At 63.4% G+C, this 15613-nt stretch carries 12 protein-coding genes; 8 read left to right on the top strand and 4 right to left on the bottom strand.

The window, feature by feature from the left end:
* Positions 1-42: 42 nt before the first annotated feature.
* The 4 genes from tssA to tssH are packed head-to-tail and all read right to left on the bottom strand — an operon-like array spanning position 43 to position 6348.
* The gene (gene tssA, locus HV681_RS27810; RefSeq protein ID WP_254594894.1) at positions 43-1500 is read right to left on the bottom strand and encodes a type VI secretion system protein TssA; all 1458 of its coding nucleotides are present in this window, start codon (positions 1498-1500) and stop codon (positions 43-45) included.
* The gene (gene vasI, locus HV681_RS06145) at positions 1488-2213 is read right to left on the bottom strand and encodes a type VI secretion system-associated protein VasI (protein ID WP_175122242.1); all 726 of its coding nucleotides are present in this window, start codon (positions 2211-2213) and stop codon (positions 1488-1490) included. Before vasI ends, tssA begins: the two co-directional genes overlap by 13 nt.
* A complete protein-coding gene (locus tag HV681_RS06140; protein WP_175122241.1) occupies positions 2210-3772 on the bottom strand; it encodes a sigma 54-interacting transcriptional regulator in 1563 nt (520 codons plus the stop codon). The genes vasI and HV681_RS06140 overlap by 4 nt, the downstream gene beginning before the upstream one ends.
* A 5-nt stretch (positions 3773-3777) precedes the next feature.
* On the bottom strand, positions 3778-6348 hold the full coding sequence (gene tssH / locus HV681_RS06135; protein WP_175122240.1) for a type VI secretion system ATPase TssH: 2571 nt from the start codon (positions 6346-6348) through the stop codon (positions 3778-3780).
* Between the two features lie 301 nt (positions 6349-6649).
* Between tssH and tssB the strand changes: the two genes are divergently transcribed.
* The 8 genes from tssB to tssK are packed head-to-tail and all read left to right on the top strand — an operon-like array spanning position 6650 to position 15613.
* Positions 6650-7156, top strand: a complete 507-nt coding sequence (gene tssB, locus HV681_RS06130) for a type VI secretion system contractile sheath small subunit (RefSeq protein WP_105240884.1) — start codon at positions 6650-6652, stop codon at positions 7154-7156.
* A gap of 49 nt (positions 7157-7205) precedes the next feature.
* Complete coding sequence (tssC, locus tag HV681_RS06125) at positions 7206-8690, top strand: type VI secretion system contractile sheath large subunit (RefSeq protein WP_175122239.1); 1485 nt, start codon at positions 7206-7208, stop codon at positions 8688-8690.
* 14 nt (positions 8691-8704) lie between these two features.
* Complete coding sequence (tssE, locus tag HV681_RS06120) at positions 8705-9133, top strand: type VI secretion system baseplate subunit TssE (RefSeq protein WP_175122238.1); 429 nt, start codon at positions 8705-8707, stop codon at positions 9131-9133.
* Positions 9134-9158: 25 nt separating this feature from the next.
* Positions 9159-10925, top strand: coding sequence for a type VI secretion system baseplate subunit TssF (tssF, locus tag HV681_RS06115; protein WP_175122237.1), 1767 nt, complete (start codon positions 9159-9161; stop codon positions 10923-10925).
* A complete protein-coding gene (gene tssG, locus HV681_RS06110; protein ID WP_175122236.1) occupies positions 10889-11908 on the top strand; it encodes a type VI secretion system baseplate subunit TssG in 1020 nt (339 codons plus the stop codon). Before tssF ends, tssG begins: the two co-directional genes overlap by 37 nt.
* Positions 11905-13272, top strand: a complete 1368-nt coding sequence (tagH, locus tag HV681_RS06105; RefSeq protein ID WP_175122235.1) for a type VI secretion system-associated FHA domain protein TagH — start codon at positions 11905-11907, stop codon at positions 13270-13272. The genes tssG and tagH overlap by 4 nt, the downstream gene beginning before the upstream one ends.
* Entirely contained in the window at positions 13269-14279 is a 1011-nt protein-coding gene (gene tssJ, locus HV681_RS06100) for a type VI secretion system lipoprotein TssJ (protein WP_175122234.1), read from the top strand. Before tagH ends, tssJ begins: the two co-directional genes overlap by 4 nt.
* Complete coding sequence (gene tssK, locus HV681_RS06095) at positions 14276-15613, top strand: type VI secretion system baseplate subunit TssK (RefSeq protein ID WP_175122233.1); 1338 nt, start codon at positions 14276-14278, stop codon at positions 15611-15613. The genes tssJ and tssK overlap by 4 nt, the downstream gene beginning before the upstream one ends.

Below are 15613 nucleotides of genomic sequence, written 5' to 3'. Positions count from 1 at the left end.
TTCAGTAGGGGCTGGCCATAGCGTTTCACTTTCGACCAAATCTTAAACATGGGGTTGCTCCTGTTTCTTGCATTCGATTGCGGCGTTGACGTGGCGCCCCAGCAGGCCGAACAGACTGGGCTCCCATTGCGCCGCGGATGCGTCTTGCATGATCTGATGGGCGCGGGCATACAAGCCATCGGCCAGCCACGCCAAACCACGCGCGCCGAGCAGTTCGGCGGCGATCGTGATGACATGGCAACCATGGCGCGGATCTGCTGACGTCTTCTGGATGGCCTCCAGCCGCCTGAGCATCGATTCCACCCCTGTGGCTTCCAACACCTCGCGCAGCTCCTCGCGCAACGCCGGGTACTCATGGCCGGCGCCCAGCTTCGCGGTGTCCGCATCCGCCCCACTGATCCACGACTGCGTTTCGCCATCGACGAAAGCGCGGCCATCAGCAAATTGCAGCTTCACCAACGCGGGCAGCTTGGCCACAAAGCGCTCGGTGGACTGGCGGATCGCCTCGGCGACGTTCTGCATCTCCAGGCGGCGGGCGATACCGGCGGCCAGAAAGCTGCCGCGCAGCCAGTACGGCGACGAAGTAATGCTTTTTTCGACGCGCTGCAGGAGCGCAGGATCGACCGCATTCGCTTTCAGCGCATCCCAATAGGCCTCGGCGGTTTCGGCGGGAACGGCCATCAGCTCCGTCCGCATCGTGTCCTTTCGAGTCGATGGCGCAATGCTCAGGTGTGCCCATAAGGCGAAGCGGCGCAGCAGATAGCCGGTCGGGTCATAGGCGTCTTGCTGGTTGATGAGGTCCGCCACGGCCAACAGCGATCGGCGCGTTTCACGTTCGTTGCCCTGCGCCATGGCCATCGGCGTGAAGAAGGCCTCGGTGATCCCGGTGGGTTGCGCCGACAGCTCCATGTGCGCATCGGCGAGCTCGGGCGCGCGTGTCGCCTCCGCCTTCAGCCGTAGCTGCGCCTCCAGGCGAGTCAGCGTCGGCACGTCCAGCTTGGATTCGCTTGCACAGCCCTGCAGCGTGTCCAAGGCCCGTTGGCCAGATTTGTAGAACTCGTCGGCGTATCCCTTGCCGTCCAGTTTGGCCAGCGCCTCTCCCAGGCGCTCCAGCTGCTGAGAAATCAGGCGCCGCTTGGCCGTCAACCCGGCCGCGCCCGGCTTCGGATGGCTGGTGCTCCAGTACCGGCTGGTCATGCCGGCCAACACGCCCGCCGCCTCGGCCCAGCCGCGCCAACCGCCTGAACGCATGCGAGCGGTCGCCAATTGCGCGGCAATGCGCAGGTGCTTGCACTGCGACTGCAGATACTGGCGCGATGCCGAATCCACATAGCTCCAGTCGATGGTCGCCTCTTGCAGCCCGCCGAGCTTCATCATTTCGCTTTCGACACCCTGGTAGGCGTTGTCTTCCTCGTCGAAATCGCCGGCCGGCTGATGCGGCGAGATGGGTGACAGGATGGCGTCGAGGTCCAGCGTGGGAAACGTGCTCACCAATGACATGCCTCGCGTTGTTGCGCCATCAGCTCGTGAAGCGCCGCGGTGTCGAACGACAGCCCGTGAAACGCGGCATGGTCGCTTTCAAGCTGCATCTGCTGGGACGCGCGCGTCAGATGACGAAGCTGTTCGATCGCGACCAGGCCGCGACCCGCATCCGTGACCGTGCCGTCCTCCACGACCTGCCACGGCCGGCGGTCGGAAATCGGCCGCCCGTCCAACAGCACGCGGATGCTCACGCGGCTGACGTCCAGCGGCTCGGGGGTGATGAGCTGCAAGCGAGAAATGTTCTGCAGGCAACTGATTGCCAGCAGCGGCCGCGGCTCGCTTCCCGTCAGAGCCGGCGCCGAGATGACGACCTTGTCCTGGCCCGGTATGGCATCGCCGACGCGCAGCAGCAGCACGCCGGCGTGATCTGCCTTGCGGCGGGATTCGTTGCGTTGCACCAGCCCGACGATGTCCGGCACCCGAACCATGGCGGGAGGCGTGGCGGTCGATACCACGGCGGCCGGTGCCGCGGCAGTCGGCGCCACGGTGGACTGTGTCGCCATTTCCGCAGCAGGTACAGGCGGTGTGCCCGCTTCGGCGTCAAAACAGGCCAACCGTTCAATTGCCGACACGATGGTCCTGCAACTACGGCCCGCCGCCACCGCGTCCGTGGCCGCGTCGCCGCCCACGAGCACGGCGGCAACCAGCAGGAGCGCCCCGAATGGCTTCATATTGCTTCCTCTCCAGTCAGATTCATATCAAGGCACTTGCGCGCCAAGGTGCGTTTGGGAATCCCCAGGCTTTGCGCGGCTACCCGACGGGAGCCCGCGGCCTGTCGCAAGCGGTCTTCCAGCAGCAAGCGCTCGAACGCGGCTAGCGCGTCGGGAAGACTTTCGGTACGCCACAGGCGCTGCAGGCGGGCTTCGCCGGAGTCATCGATTACGGGTTTGTGCGCGCCATCTGTCAGCTCAACCAGCCGGTTGGTCTGGATGCGCTTGCCGGGCGGCGTTCGCTCCGCGGCCGCAAGCACCAGACTGCGCAGCTCGCGGACGTTGCCGGGAAACCGATGACGTTGGAGCTGTGCAATCGCGTTGTCGGAAATGCCGGCGACTCGGCCGGGGAATGCCCGGTTGTGCTCGAGCAGAATGTGCGCGACCAGCGCCGGAACGTCTTCAAGGCGCTCGCGCAGGGGCGCAATGTGCAGCGTCAGTTGGCAGACACGGAAGTACAGGTCCTCTCGGAACCGCCCGTCCCGCACCAGTTCAAGCAAAGACCGATGGGTGGCGCAGATCAGCCGAAAGTTGGACGGCAGCTCTCGCGTTGCGCCCACCGGCCGGTACTTCTTTTCGTTGAGCAGGCGCAACAGCGCGCCCTGCAGGCTCAGCGGCATATCCCCGATTTCGTCCAGAAACAACGTGCCGCCATCGGCTTCCGCGACCAGCCCCGTCCGCGCCTGCGTGGCCCCGGTGTAGGCGCCACGGGTTGCGCCGAAGAGTTCCGCTTCAATCAGGTCCTTCGGGATGGCCGCGCAGTTCACCGGCACGAACTTGCCCTTGCGCGCGGATGCCTGGTGGATCAGCCAGGCGGCATGGTCCTTGCCCGAGCCCGTTTCTCCGGTGACCAGCAACGACAAGGAAGAGTCGGCGAAACGCAGCATGTCTTCGCGTAGCCGCCGCGCAATCTGTCCGGTGCCGACAAAGCCGGTTGACAGCAGACGCCGGCGTCCGCGCGTCTCGGACTGCTGGTGGTGCATGGTCTGGCGCGTCTGCGTCAGCTCGACTGAACCAAGCCGATCGAGCAGACCATTCAAGACGGCGTCATACAACCTGCACAGTTCCTGCCAAGTGGGGTCCGCCGTCCAGGACCTGAGCCCGGACGCCGCTCCCGCCAGGAACAACACCGCCACAGCCTTCTGACGCGCATCCAGCAGCGGCACCACCAGCCATGCCTCTGCGGCAGCGAGCCGCTCGCGGAGTTCCTCATAGCCGCCCGCGACGCCGAACATGCTGTCCAGACGTGCGACATGACGGGCCTGAGCGGTGGTCAGGCAGTGGGTGATGGGGTTGTCGAGATCGAGCAAGGAGTATGCCGGCAACAGGTCCAGCGCGACGCCATGACTGGCGATCGGCCGGATGCTGTCACCGGCCGCCTCGCGCCAGTAGCAGACCCCGTAACGTATCCCCGGCGCCGAACAAACGGCTTTAAGGAACCGGTCGGCCAGGGACGCAATGCCGCTGGCCTGGACCAACGTCCGGGCGAGCGCGGCGGCGCCTTGAGCACTCAAGGACATTGCGCTTACTCCACCACGGCGACGAAGGCCGCACCATTCCAGGTGATTGCGGAACGGCGGAAACGCTGCCCGCTGGCCAGGCACTTCAGCACAGCCAGCGACAACGGCGGCAGCATGTCGCCGTCGATGCTGGCATCCAGCAGCCGTGCGCCATTCTGGTGACGCAGGCAACGCGCGCGCAATTCATCCCGTGCTGATGTCTCGATCGTCAATTTCGCGCTGTAGCGGTCGCTGAACTGTCTTTCGATGCGTTGCAGGCGGCTTTCGACGATTTCGGCAAGCGTGGCCTCGTCCAGATAGCAAAATGGCACGACCTGCATGCGCGCCAACAGTGCCGGCTTGAAGAATCTTGCAAGGTGTTCGCGCAGCACCTCGGTGTCGAGGTCGGCAAGCGGGCCGCCGTCCTGATCGAAGCCCAGGTTCGAGGTCAGGAAGAACAGCACGTTCTGGCAGTCGATGCGACGGCCTTCGCCGTCGGCAAGCTCGCCTTTGTCGAAGGCCTGATAGAAGATGTTGAGCACCTCCGGGTGCGCCTTCTCGACTTCATCCAGCAGCACCACCGAATAGGGCCGCTTACGGATGGCCTCGGTCAGTACACCGCCTTCGCCGTAACCGACGTATCCCGGCGGGGCCCCCAACAGGCGCGACACGGTGTGCTTCTCTTGATACTCCGACATGTTGATAGTGGTCAGGAACTGCTCGCCGCCAAACAACGCGTCGGCGACGGCCAAGCCAGTTTCTGTTTTCCCCACCCCGCTTGGCCCCACCAGCAGGAAGGCGCCCATCGGTGTCCCGGGGCGCCGCAGATCGGCCATGGCGGTCAACAGGCGCCGGTGCACCGTGTCGATGGCGGCGTTCTGCCCCTTGACGCGTTGACGTAGCGTCTCGGGCAGCTTGTCCAGGCGGTGGAACTGGTCGCTGTTGATTGTGGCGGCGGGAATTCCGGTCCAGTCCGCAATCACCTGAGCAATCTGCTCGGCGCCCACGTCTGCATACAACAAGGCGCCGCTGCGTTGAAGGTCGGCCAATTGCGCGACCAGCGCTTCCAGCCGCTGTGACGTGTCTTCCTGGATCTCGCCCGCGCGCAGGGAAATGATCTCGTCAATCAGCGTCTTCTGCCGCTGCCACGCGGCCTGCATCTGTTCGATGGAGTCCTGAATCTGCTGCCGCGCGACATCCAGCGCGGCCAGCCTGCCGGTATCCGGCTTTCGTCCGGCGCGGGCATCCCGCCAGAGCTGGTCGGCCTCGGCATCCACCTGCCGCAGTTCGTTTTCCAGTGAAGCGAGGCGTCGCGGTGATTCGGCCAACGCCGTCGCCACTCGGGCGCATGCCGTGTCCAGAACGTCGATCGCCTTGTCCGGCAATTGGCGGCCAGAGAGATAACGTGCCGACAACGCCGCAGCAGCCTTCAGCGCATCGTCGGCGATATAGACCTGATGCGCGTCCTCATAAATGCCACGCAGGCCGCGCAGGATATGCACGGCCTGCTCCACGCTGGGCGCGTCCAGTTTCACCAGTTGAAAACGCCGCGTGAGCGCGGGATCCTTTTCGAAGTATTTTTTGTATTCGGACCAGGTCGTGGCGGCGATCGTGCGCAGTTCTCCGCGCGCGAGAGCGGGCTTCAGGAGATTCGCCGCATCGCTGCCGCCTGCCGCGTTACCGGCCCCGATCAGCGTGTGCGCCTCGTCGATAAACAGGATGATGGGCTTGGACGCATGCTTGACCTCGTCGATGACAGCCTTCAAGCGCTTTTCGAACTCGCCTTTGACAGAGGCGCCGGCTTGGAGGGCGCCTAGATCCAGCCCCCACAACGTCACGTCGCGCAGCGGCGCAGGAACGCGCTGCTCGACAATGCGCCGTGCCAGGCCCTCGACCACGGCGCTTTTTCCGACGCCAGCTTCGCCCACCACAATCGGATTGTTTTTGCGGCGGCGCGAAAGAATGTCGATCATCAGATCGATCTCGGCGTCCCGGCACAAAACCGGATCGATTTTGCCCGCGCGCGCCTGGGCCGTGAAATCTTGGCCGTATTTGCTGAGCGCGCTGTCGGAGGCCGCCGTTGCCGATTGCGCTGGCGAGACATCTTCCAGGACGGGCGCTTCCGACGAACCGGCCAGCAATTCGCGAAAACGTTTGCGCAGCGTTTCGCGATTAATCGATTCGAACAACCGGATCGCGGGAAACGGCAGGTATCGCCCCGGATTCAGCAACGCGGCCAGCAGCAGCGCGCCAGTCCGTATTTCGGTTTGCTCCAATTCCACCGAGCTTAATAGCCAGGCGTCCTGCATCAATTCGAGCAGCAAGGGAGAAAACGAGGGATATGCATGCCCCAGCCCTGCGTCGAGTTTCGGAAACGTGCTGGCTAACGCCTCGCGCAACGCATCCAGATCGAATTCCGTATTTGCCAGAACGCAGCGCACATCACATTTTGGCTGTTCCAGAAATTTATAGAGCAGGTGGGCAACCGTGACCTCTGCGCCGTGCTGGCGGATGCAGAGACTGCCGGCTTCCTCGAGCGCGTGTCGCGCCACCGGGTGCAATCGGTCAAGCAAGGCAGACAGATCAACGGAAATCATGCCGGATATTCCTCGTGGCCATGGGTTTTCTCACCATTTATTGTTTAAGCGCTACAGAAACCGAGCGCATTAAGAAACCACAGCCCGAGGAGCGCATCAATCGGACTAATTCGAATATCAGCCGGCCGACTTTCTTTTCTTATTGCCGCGCATATTTCCCATATGAATCCGAACAATCGCAACAGCTTTTTCGAACTTTTCATATGTTCGAAGCTTTAACCCGCGGATCAGAATAGGCAGCTTTTTTTTGCTTCATATCTCCATGCGCTAGCGTCGTTTGAATATCTAAAAGGAGTGACCCATGGCATCGAAAGTCGGTTCAGTTGCACCAAAAGAACGGATCAATATCCGCTATATCCCCGCCACAGGCGACGAGCAAGAGGAAATTGAACTCCCGCTCAAAGTGATGGTGCTCGGAGACTTCAAGGGGCATGCCGACGAAACGCCGCTGGAAGATCGCCCCGCTGTCCAGATCAATAAGGACACCTTCAACGAAGTCATGGCCGAAGCCGGCCTCAGCCTCAAAGTCGACGTCCCGGCCACGCTCGAAGAAGGCAGCGAAAGCGACACGCTCAGCGTCAACCTGCAATTCAAGAACATCAAGGATTTCGGTCCTGACGCGATTGCCCGCCAGGTCCCCGAACTGAAGAGCCTGCTGGAACTGCGCGAAGCGCTCGTAGCGCTGAAGGGCCCCATGGGCAACATCCCGGCGTTCCGCAAGCAGATCCAGACCCTGCTGGGTGACGACAGCGCACGCGGCAAGCTGGCCCAGGAACTCGACCAACTCCTGGCGGCGCCGCAGGCGTGATGCCCGGCACCGTCTCAACCGCACTCTTCAGGTTTTCAAGGACGCACCGATGACCAAAGCCCAAACCGCCGAGATCCAGGAACACGCCGCCAGCCAGCCCCCAGGGGGATTGCTGGCGCAAATCATGGCCCAGACCCGCATCGAGCCCAGCCAGGAGGGCTATGCGGTCGCCGAGCGCGGTGTCGCCGCATTCGTGTCCGAGATGCTCAAGTCCGACTCCCGCGAGCAACCGATCAACAAGCAACTGGTGGACCAGATGCTTGCCGCGATCGACCGCAAGCTCAGCAAGCAAATGGACGCCATTCTTCATCAGCCGGAATTCCAGCAGCTTGAATCCATCTGGCGCGCCTTGTTCGACTTCGTGCAGCGCACGGACTTCCGCGAAAACATCCAGGTCGTGTTCGTGCCGGTCACCAAGGACGAACTGCTGGAAGACTTTGAAAGCGCTGCCGACATCACCCGCAGCGGCTTGTACAAGCATGTGTACACCGCGGGCTACGGCCAATTCGGCGGCCAGCCGATCGGCTGCATGATCGGCAACTACAACTTCGGTCCCTCCGCGCCCGACATCAAGCTGCTGGGCTACCTGGCCTCCGTCGGCGCCATGGCGCATGCGCCCTTCCTTGGCGCGGCCGGACCCGAAATGCTCAATCTGGAATCCTTCGAAGAGCTGCCCAACCTGAAGGAAGTCAAAGACATCTTCGAAGGCCCGCGCTTTGCCAAATGGCGCAGCCTGCGTGAATCCGAAGACTCGCGCTACCTGGGCCTGACCATGCCTCGCTACCTGCTGCGCCAGCCGTACGACCCGCTGGAAAACCCCGTGCGCAGCTTCGCCTACGAAGAAACCATCGACGGCGATCACCGCAACTACCTGTGGGGCAACACCGCATTCCTGATGGGCAGCCGCGTCACCAACAGCTTCGCCAAGTTCCGCTGGTGCCCGAACATCATCGGCCCGCAGTCCGGCGGCGCGGTGGAAGACCTGCCCATGCACCTGTACGAATCCTTGGGACAGCTGCAGGCCAAGATCCCCACGGAAGTCCTGGTCTCCGACCGCAAGGAATTCGAACTGTCCAGCGAAGGCTTCATTCCGCTGACCATGCGCAAAGACAGCGACAACGCCGCGTTCTTCTCGGCCAACTCGGTGCAAAAGCCCAAGGTGTTCCAGAAGACGCCCGAAGGCCTGGCCGCGCAGACCAACTACATGCTTGGCACGCAGCTTCCCTACATGTTCATCATCAATCGCCTGGCGCACTACATCAAAGTGCTGCAGCGCGAGCAGATCGGCAGCTGGAAGGAACGCCAAGACCTGGAGCGCGAACTCAACAACTGGCTGCGCCAGTATGTCGCCGACCAGGAAAGCCCCACCAGCGACGTCCGAAGCCGCCGTCCGCTGCGCGCCGCCCGGGTCGTCGTGCAAGACGTGGCCGGCAATCCTGGCTGGTATCAGGTTGCGCTGTCGGTTCGCCCGCACTTCAAGTACATGGGCGCCAGCTTCGAACTGTCGCTGGTCGGCCGCCTGGATAAGGACTGACAGGGAGCTGAGCCATGCCCCGGTCCCCAGGGCGCGGAAGCCTGTTCGAACGCCTCGATCCGGACCTTCCGCCGCGGCGCACCCGCACCCGCCAGGAAATGGCGGCCGAGCGTATCCGCGCCATCAAGCGCCAGTTGGAATGGATCCTCAATTCCCGCCAGGGCAGCTCGCAGAGCAGCCCTGGCTTGGGATTGCGCGATCTGAACGACGCGGCCATCGGCGCCGTCGACCTGCGCCAACAGGTCTGTCTGGACATCCACGCCGCGGTGGCCGCCTACGAGCCACGCGCGCGCGTTGTCGAAGTCAGACCGCTTCCCGGGACGGACGCGTCGCTGAACCTCGGCTTTCGGCTGGTCTGCCGGGTGCCGGTGAACAACCTGGAAGAGCAGGTGGAAATCAGCCTGCTCTTTCACCATCAAGGCCGACAGGTCAGGGTGACCTAGCACGTAGCCATGGGAGGCTGACCGGATGCCACTGAAGGGAAAATTCCGCGAGGAACTGGATTACCTGCGCCGCTTGCGGCGCGTCTTCGCACGCAACAACCCGCAGCTGGCGCCGTTTCTTGGCGAGGAAGCGACCGACCCCGACGTCGAGCGCCTCATGGAAGGCTTTGCCTTCCTGACCGCAAAGCTGCGCCTCAAGATCGAGGACGATTTTCCTGAATTGACGCATTCGATGCTGCAGATGCTATGGCCCAACTATCTGCGGCCGCTGCCCAGCGCCACCATCATGCAGTTCGAACCCACCGACCATTCCATCACCGGCCGCCAGACCGTGCCGCGCGGCACCGGCATTCAGTCGCGGCCCGTGGACGGCGTGCAGTGCCGGTTCCGCACCTGCCAGGACGTGTTGATATTCCCGTTCGACGTTGCGGACGTCAATGACGGCCATTCGCTTGAAAAGTCGATTGTCCGCGTCGACCTCGCCACCCTGAGCCAGAACCCGCCCAACACCTTTGGCTGCGACAAACTGGATTTTTATCTGAGCGGCAGCGATTACAGCGCGCAGACGCTCTACCTGTGGCTGGCGAAGTACCTGGGCGAGATCCGCATGGAGTCCGCAGGTACGGTGCGCCACATACCGGTCAATCAGATCGGCTTTCCCGGATTCCATTCCGACGCTGCATTGCTGCCGTACCCCAAGAACGCCATGGATGGCTACCGCATCCTCCAGGAATATTTTCTTTTTCCCAGGCGCTTCTACTTTTTCTCCCTGACGAACCTGCTCGAATTCTGGCCGGACCAGCCCACGACAAACGTGCGCATCGAGTTCCACTTCACGCGGCCCATGCCGGCGGACGTGCGCGTACGCAAGGGCGACATCGCGCTGTACTGCACGCCCGCGGTAAACCTGTTCGAACACGATGCCGAACCCATCCGCCTGACCGGCAAGGCTGCCGAGCACCGCCTCATGCCCGGCGGGCAGCGGGCCGATGCGTACGAAATCTTCAGTATCGACAAGGTCGATGGATGGAAGAACGGCGACAGCGCGCAACCCGGCGAATGGCTGCGCACCTACGAACCCTTCGAATCGCTGCGCCATCAGATCGAACACGAACGCGGCCGCACCACGCTGTATTACCGCACGCGCCTGTCGTCATCCCTGGTCGATTCCGGCGTCGAGCACCGCATCGCCTTCGTGCGCGGAGACGATCACCAATACATCGGGCGGGAAGAGACGGTGTCGCTCGCGCTGACGTGCACCAACCGCGATTACCCGCTGGCGCTGGGCGTGGGCGATATCCGCGAGGGGTTGCGGGACACCCCGGCGTTTGTCCGCTTCAGAAACCTGACCACGCCCACGCCGCCGTACCGTCCGGTCCTGGATGGCGATCTGCACTGGAGCCTGATCTCCAACCTCTCGCCCACTTACCTGTCGCTGCTGTCGGCCGAACCGCTGAAGGCGATCATCGGCAACTACGACTTCTCGGCACACCACGATATTCAGCGCGCCCGCACCACGCAAAAGCGCCTGGACGGCCTGCAGGAAGTGGTCAGCAAGCCCATTGACCGGATGTACAAGGGCCTGCCGATCCGGGGCACCCGCACCCTTTTGAAGCTGGACCAGAACGGCTTCTCCTGCGAGGGCGATCTCTACCTGTTCGGCACGGTGCTCAGCCACTTCCTGTCGCTGTACGCCAGCCTGTCGTCGTTCCACGTGCTGGAAGCGATCAACTCCACCAATCAGGAGCACTACGCATGGCCCATGCGCAGCGGCACGCAGCCCCTGATCTAAGCGACGCATTGCTGGCCGAGGCCAAAAGGCATGACTTCTTCTGCCTTCTGGAACGCCTGCATGCGCTGCACGAGGACGATCTGGAATCGCCCGACAGCTTCGATGCCGATCACCAGCGCGTTTTGCTCGGCAATCACGCCGGGCTTGGCTTTCCGGCCTCCGACGTCGCCCTGGCCGAACGGCTGGAAAATCACGTTCCGCACCAGTACCGGGTGCAGGCCACGTTCTTCGGCATGCACGGCACGGATTCCCCGCTGCCCAGCTATTACCTGGACCGTCTGGCCTACGAGGCCGGCCAAGGCGTGGGCATCCGCCCGGCATTCCTGGACTTCTTCAATCATCGCCTGCTGACGCTGCTGCACCAGGCCTGGCGCAAGTACCGGTACTACATCCGCTTCCGGCGCGGTGCGGACGATCAGTTCTCGCGGCGGATCTTCGCGTTGATCGGCCTGAAGCATGACGCGACCCGCGGCGACACGCCAATCGCCTGGAGCCGGCTGCTGAGCTTCGCAGGCGCCGTGGTCCTGCGCAGCCGCTCGCCGACCATGCTGGCCGGGCTGATCGCGCATTGCTTCGATCTGAAGGACGTGCAGATCCGCGATTTCGAACTGCGCCACACGCTCATCGACGACGCCGACCGCATCCGGCTCGGCCGGCGCAACGGCCAGCTCAGCGAAAGTTTCCAGATCGGCGACAGCGTCCGTACCCGGCACTGCAGCTTCGTCATCGTGATATCGGGCCTGAGCCAGGACCGTTTCCGGGAATTCCTGCCGGCAGGCGAAAACTTCGAGCGCCTGCGCCAGCTGGTCGTGTTCCTGCTCCGTGACCCGGTGCCCTGCGACCTCGAACTTGGCCTGCGTCAGGACGAAGTTCCTCCCTTCAATCTTCGGCACGCCGACGGCACCCAATTGGGGTGGACCAGCTTTCTCGAACAGCCGGCCACGCCCCTTCCGCCGCCCGTCAGAGTCACTCTGCGCACATGAAACCGACATCCTCCAATCATCGTCTCGCCCTGGTGGTCGATAACCCGCAAGTCCTGCAGAAAGGGAGCCAGCCCCGGTGCATGTTTGACACCGCTGGCGGCACGATCGGCGCCAACGGGGCGGACTGGATCCTGCATGACCGGTCTGGCCGCGTGCAGTCCATTCACTGCGAGGTTCGCTACGAGGACGGCAGTTACTTCGTCATTGACCGCTGCGGCCAGACGCGAGTGAACGACCAGACGGATCCGCTGGGCGCACTTGTCGGCGCCCGGCTGCGCGGGGGAGACATCCTTCATGTCGGTCCCTATCGCCTGACGGTCAACCTGGATGACGAGACCTACAACCTGCCAGACCCTGCCCGGCATCTGGCTGAACATGATGTGACCGAGTTGCTGGGGACGTCGAATGAACCTATCGACGCCCTTCCCAAGCACCGCAACGATGTCCCTACGCCAAACCAGGCCGACGAGCATGGTTGGCGCGAGTTCCACGCCTTGTCGGAGACGCCGTCGCAGGGACGCCTGGATCCCTTGCTGGCGCTTGAAGAGGCGGCTCGCTCGGATTCCGCCTCGTCCGGCGATGCCGCTGTGCTGGATTCCCGGCACTACGGACAAACCCAATTGGCCGCGCAGGCCGACCTGTCCACCACCCGATTCGAAGCCGTATCCGGCTCCCCTTTGCATGCCTTCGGAGATCGCCCCATGTCGGGACCCCCCCCTTCTTCTGCAGCCCCTGGCGCATCCGATCAATGGATCCAGAGTCAGTTCAGTCAGACTGGCGATGCGGCGGGCCTTGTGGGGCCGCTGGTCGAGGGTCTGGGCGCGCCGGTAGGAGCGTTGGACCCGCACGCCGCGCATGCCTTGCTGTTCGAGGCCGGCACCACCCTCGCCGCGCTCATCCGCGGACTCGCCGCGCTGCACCGTACACCGGAAGGCCAGGGACTGGCGCTGGCCAAACGCACCCTGCAGCCTATCGAAGACAATCCGCTGCGCCTCGCGCAGACCTACCCGGAAACCGTGCGCGCGCTTTTTTCTCGGGACCGCAGCATGGTTCACCTGTCGCCCACCGCCGCCGTCGAGGAATCGCTGGAGCAGATCGGTGAACAGCATCGTGCCATGCTCAAGGCCGTTACCGCGGGCCTGAACGCATTGCTGCAGGCATTCGCGCCCGACCAGCTTGAACGCCGCTTCGCCCGGTACCGGTCCGGCCAGCACTCCGAGGCACTGCCCGGAGACTGGGCATGGCAGATGTACCGGCATTACTACGAAGAGCTCAAATCCAGCCGGCAGCAGGGGTTCGACAAACTGTTCTGGGAAGTCTTTGATCAGGCCTACGACCAGGCGCTGCGCAAGGAAGAGCCATGAGGCCAGCAGTTGGACTCTTGTGCATCGGGGCGTTGCTGTCCGGCTGCACCACGGTCGGCAACGTGCTCACGAAGACGGGTCAGGTCCTGATGGATCCCAGCATTCAGGTAGGCCCGCCCGAAGATCAGCCGACGCAGGTGGCGCTGAGTCTGTACGCCGCCAAGGACGTAAATCCCAATCCCGTCGCCGAGCCGGACGTCGATCCGGCCCCGGCTGTGTCGGATGACCGGTCGTTCTCGGTCAATGTGCAGGGCGAATCCCGCGAAGACCTGGTCCACAGTCTGCAGACATTGCTCGACCACCTGCATCAAGAGGCCTCTACGGCGGCGGCGTCTGAAGACCGGCCGAATACGTTGGTCAGGTCCGGATTCACCAAAACATTCAAGCCGCGCTCCGTCGCGGTCAGTCCCGCGCTTGAACGCCTGTGGGCAGACAGCGTGGCGACGAGCCGAGCCCCCTTCCCTGTGCAATGGCACTTGCGCAAAAGTGAAGACGCGCAGGATTCGGCTGCGGAGATTGGCGTTGGCGCGACCAGCCCCGACCTCGATGTCGCATTGGGCCAGTATCGCGATGGCGTGCCCCTAGCGCCCGCAGCGGCGCTTGCGGTCCAGGATCACGTCAACGCCACGCCCATCGCCTTTCGCGTAATTCAGCTCAAGGACGATTCACTGCTGGAGAACGCCGACCCCGACCTGGTCCGCAACGCCCCAAAGAAGGCGCTAGGAAGCACCTACATCACGGCCGACGACTACATGCTCGCGCCCGGCCAATTCAAGTTCATCAACTATCACGAGCTGGACGAAGACACCCATTACGTCGCCGTCGTCGCAGCCTTCAACGCACCCGACGCGCAACGTTGGTACGACGTCTTCCGGGTGGAACCGCGCAGCCGCAGGTACGCCTTGCTGGTCACCCTGCAAGACACGCGCGTCGCCATCACCGACGAAAACTACCGGCCCGAAAGGACCGCTCCGCGCCCGCGCAATCAAGCGAGAAAACAGCCATGACCAGCCGCAATCCCGTCGTTTGGGGCGAAGGGCAATTCGTCAAACCCCAGCATTTCCAGCAGACAGACCGATACCTTGAGCACTACATCAACGTGCGCATGGGCAGCCGATATTGCTACGGCTTTTCCGAGCTGGAGCTGAATCAGGAGTTCCTGTCGTTCGGCAAGATCTCCATCGTGCGGGCCCGCGGCATCATGCCCGACGGCACCGCCTTCAACATCCCGCACGACCAGCCGCCACCCGAACCGCTGTCGATTCTGGATGCGACCGCCGCCAACCAGACGGTGTATCTGACCTTGCCGCTGCGATCCGACGGGATATCCGAGGTCCGCTGGCCCGATACGCTGGGCAACGCCCGCTACATCCATCGCACGGAAGACATCCGCGACACCCATAGCCATCAGGGCAATCACACGCCCATCGCGCTGGCCGTGCCCAACCTGCAACTGGCGCTGGAGCGCGACGACCGCAGCGCTTTCACCGGTCTGGCGCTGACCCGCATTCTGGACCGCCGCCCCGATGGCAGCCTGCTGCTGGACAGCGACTTTCACATCACGGGCATGTATCTGCAGGCCATTCGGCCGCTGGCGCATTTCATGGAAGAGATCGCCGCGCTGATGCACGAGCGCGCGAAAAGCATCGCGCACCGGATCGGATCTCCGGGCCAATCCGGGGTCGCGGATATCACCGACTTCAACCTGCTGCAGTCGCTGAACCGCTGGCAGCATCTGTTCCGGCATCTGGCCCGCGACGCGGACGTCCGTCCGGTCGATGCGTATCTGGCGTGCGGTCAAGCCTGCGGCGAACTCACCACCTTCACCGACGAGGGCCGGTTGCCGCAGGACTATCCCGCGTATCAGCACGACTCGCCGCAGACCTCGTTCCGCATGCTGAAGGAAACCCTGCGCCGCGTGCTCAGCACCGTGCTGCAGCCCCGCGCCGTGTCGCTACCGCTGGACATGCAGGGACACGGCGTCTACACCGCGCAAATTCACGACCCCAGCCTGCTGCAAAGCGCCGACTTCATCCTGGCGGTCCGTGCGCGCATGCCCCTGGAGCAGATGCGGCAACAGTTCGTGCGCCAGGCCAAGGTGGCGTCGCATCAACTGCTGCAGGAGTTGATCCGCCTGCAGTTGCCCGGCGTTCCGCTAATGACATTGCCCGTCGCGCCGCGCCATCTGCCTTTCCATGCCGGCTTCACCTACTTCCAGCTCGACCGGTCCCATCCGCATTGGCAGCGCCTGATGCCACAAGGGTCAACCGGCTTCGGCTTCCACATCACCGGCGACTTCCCGGAGCTGGAGTTGCAGTTCTGGGCCATTCGGAGTCAATGA

Source organism: Achromobacter animicus (assembly GCF_902859585.1).
Lineage (GTDB): Bacteria > Pseudomonadota > Gammaproteobacteria > Burkholderiales > Burkholderiaceae_B > Achromobacter > Achromobacter animicus.
Note: the sequence above shows the minus strand (reverse complement) of the source record. Positions and strands in the feature narration are given on the sequence as shown.

What these genes read in the sequence shown, in the direction of transcription:
- tssA (WP_254594894.1), bottom strand. Translation starts at nt 1,500, where the DNA reads ATGTCATTGGTGAGCACGTTTCCCACGCTGGACCTCGACGCCATCCTG.
- vasI (WP_175122242.1), bottom strand. Translation starts at nt 2,213, where the DNA reads ATGAAGCCATTCGGGGCGCTCCTGCTGGTTGCCGCCGTGCTCGTGGGC.
- HV681_RS06140 (WP_175122241.1), bottom strand. Translation starts at nt 3,772, where the DNA reads ATGTCCTTGAGTGCTCAAGGCGCCGCCGCGCTCGCCCGGACGTTGGTC.
- tssH (WP_175122240.1), bottom strand. Translation starts at nt 6,348, where the DNA reads ATGATTTCCGTTGATCTGTCTGCCTTGCTTGACCGATTGCACCCGGTG.
- tssB (WP_105240884.1), top strand. Translation starts at nt 6,650, where the DNA reads ATGGCATCGAAAGTCGGTTCAGTTGCACCAAAAGAACGGATCAATATC.
- tssC (WP_175122239.1), top strand. Translation starts at nt 7,206, where the DNA reads ATGACCAAAGCCCAAACCGCCGAGATCCAGGAACACGCCGCCAGCCAG.
- tssE (WP_175122238.1), top strand. Translation starts at nt 8,705, where the DNA reads ATGCCCCGGTCCCCAGGGCGCGGAAGCCTGTTCGAACGCCTCGATCCG.
- tssF (WP_175122237.1), top strand. Translation starts at nt 9,159, where the DNA reads ATGCCACTGAAGGGAAAATTCCGCGAGGAACTGGATTACCTGCGCCGC.
- tssG (WP_175122236.1), top strand. Translation starts at nt 10,889, where the DNA reads ATGGCCCATGCGCAGCGGCACGCAGCCCCTGATCTAAGCGACGCATTG.
- tagH (WP_175122235.1), top strand. Translation starts at nt 11,905, where the DNA reads ATGAAACCGACATCCTCCAATCATCGTCTCGCCCTGGTGGTCGATAAC.
- tssJ (WP_175122234.1), top strand. Translation starts at nt 13,269, where the DNA reads ATGAGGCCAGCAGTTGGACTCTTGTGCATCGGGGCGTTGCTGTCCGGC.
- tssK (WP_175122233.1), top strand. Translation starts at nt 14,276, where the DNA reads ATGACCAGCCGCAATCCCGTCGTTTGGGGCGAAGGGCAATTCGTCAAA.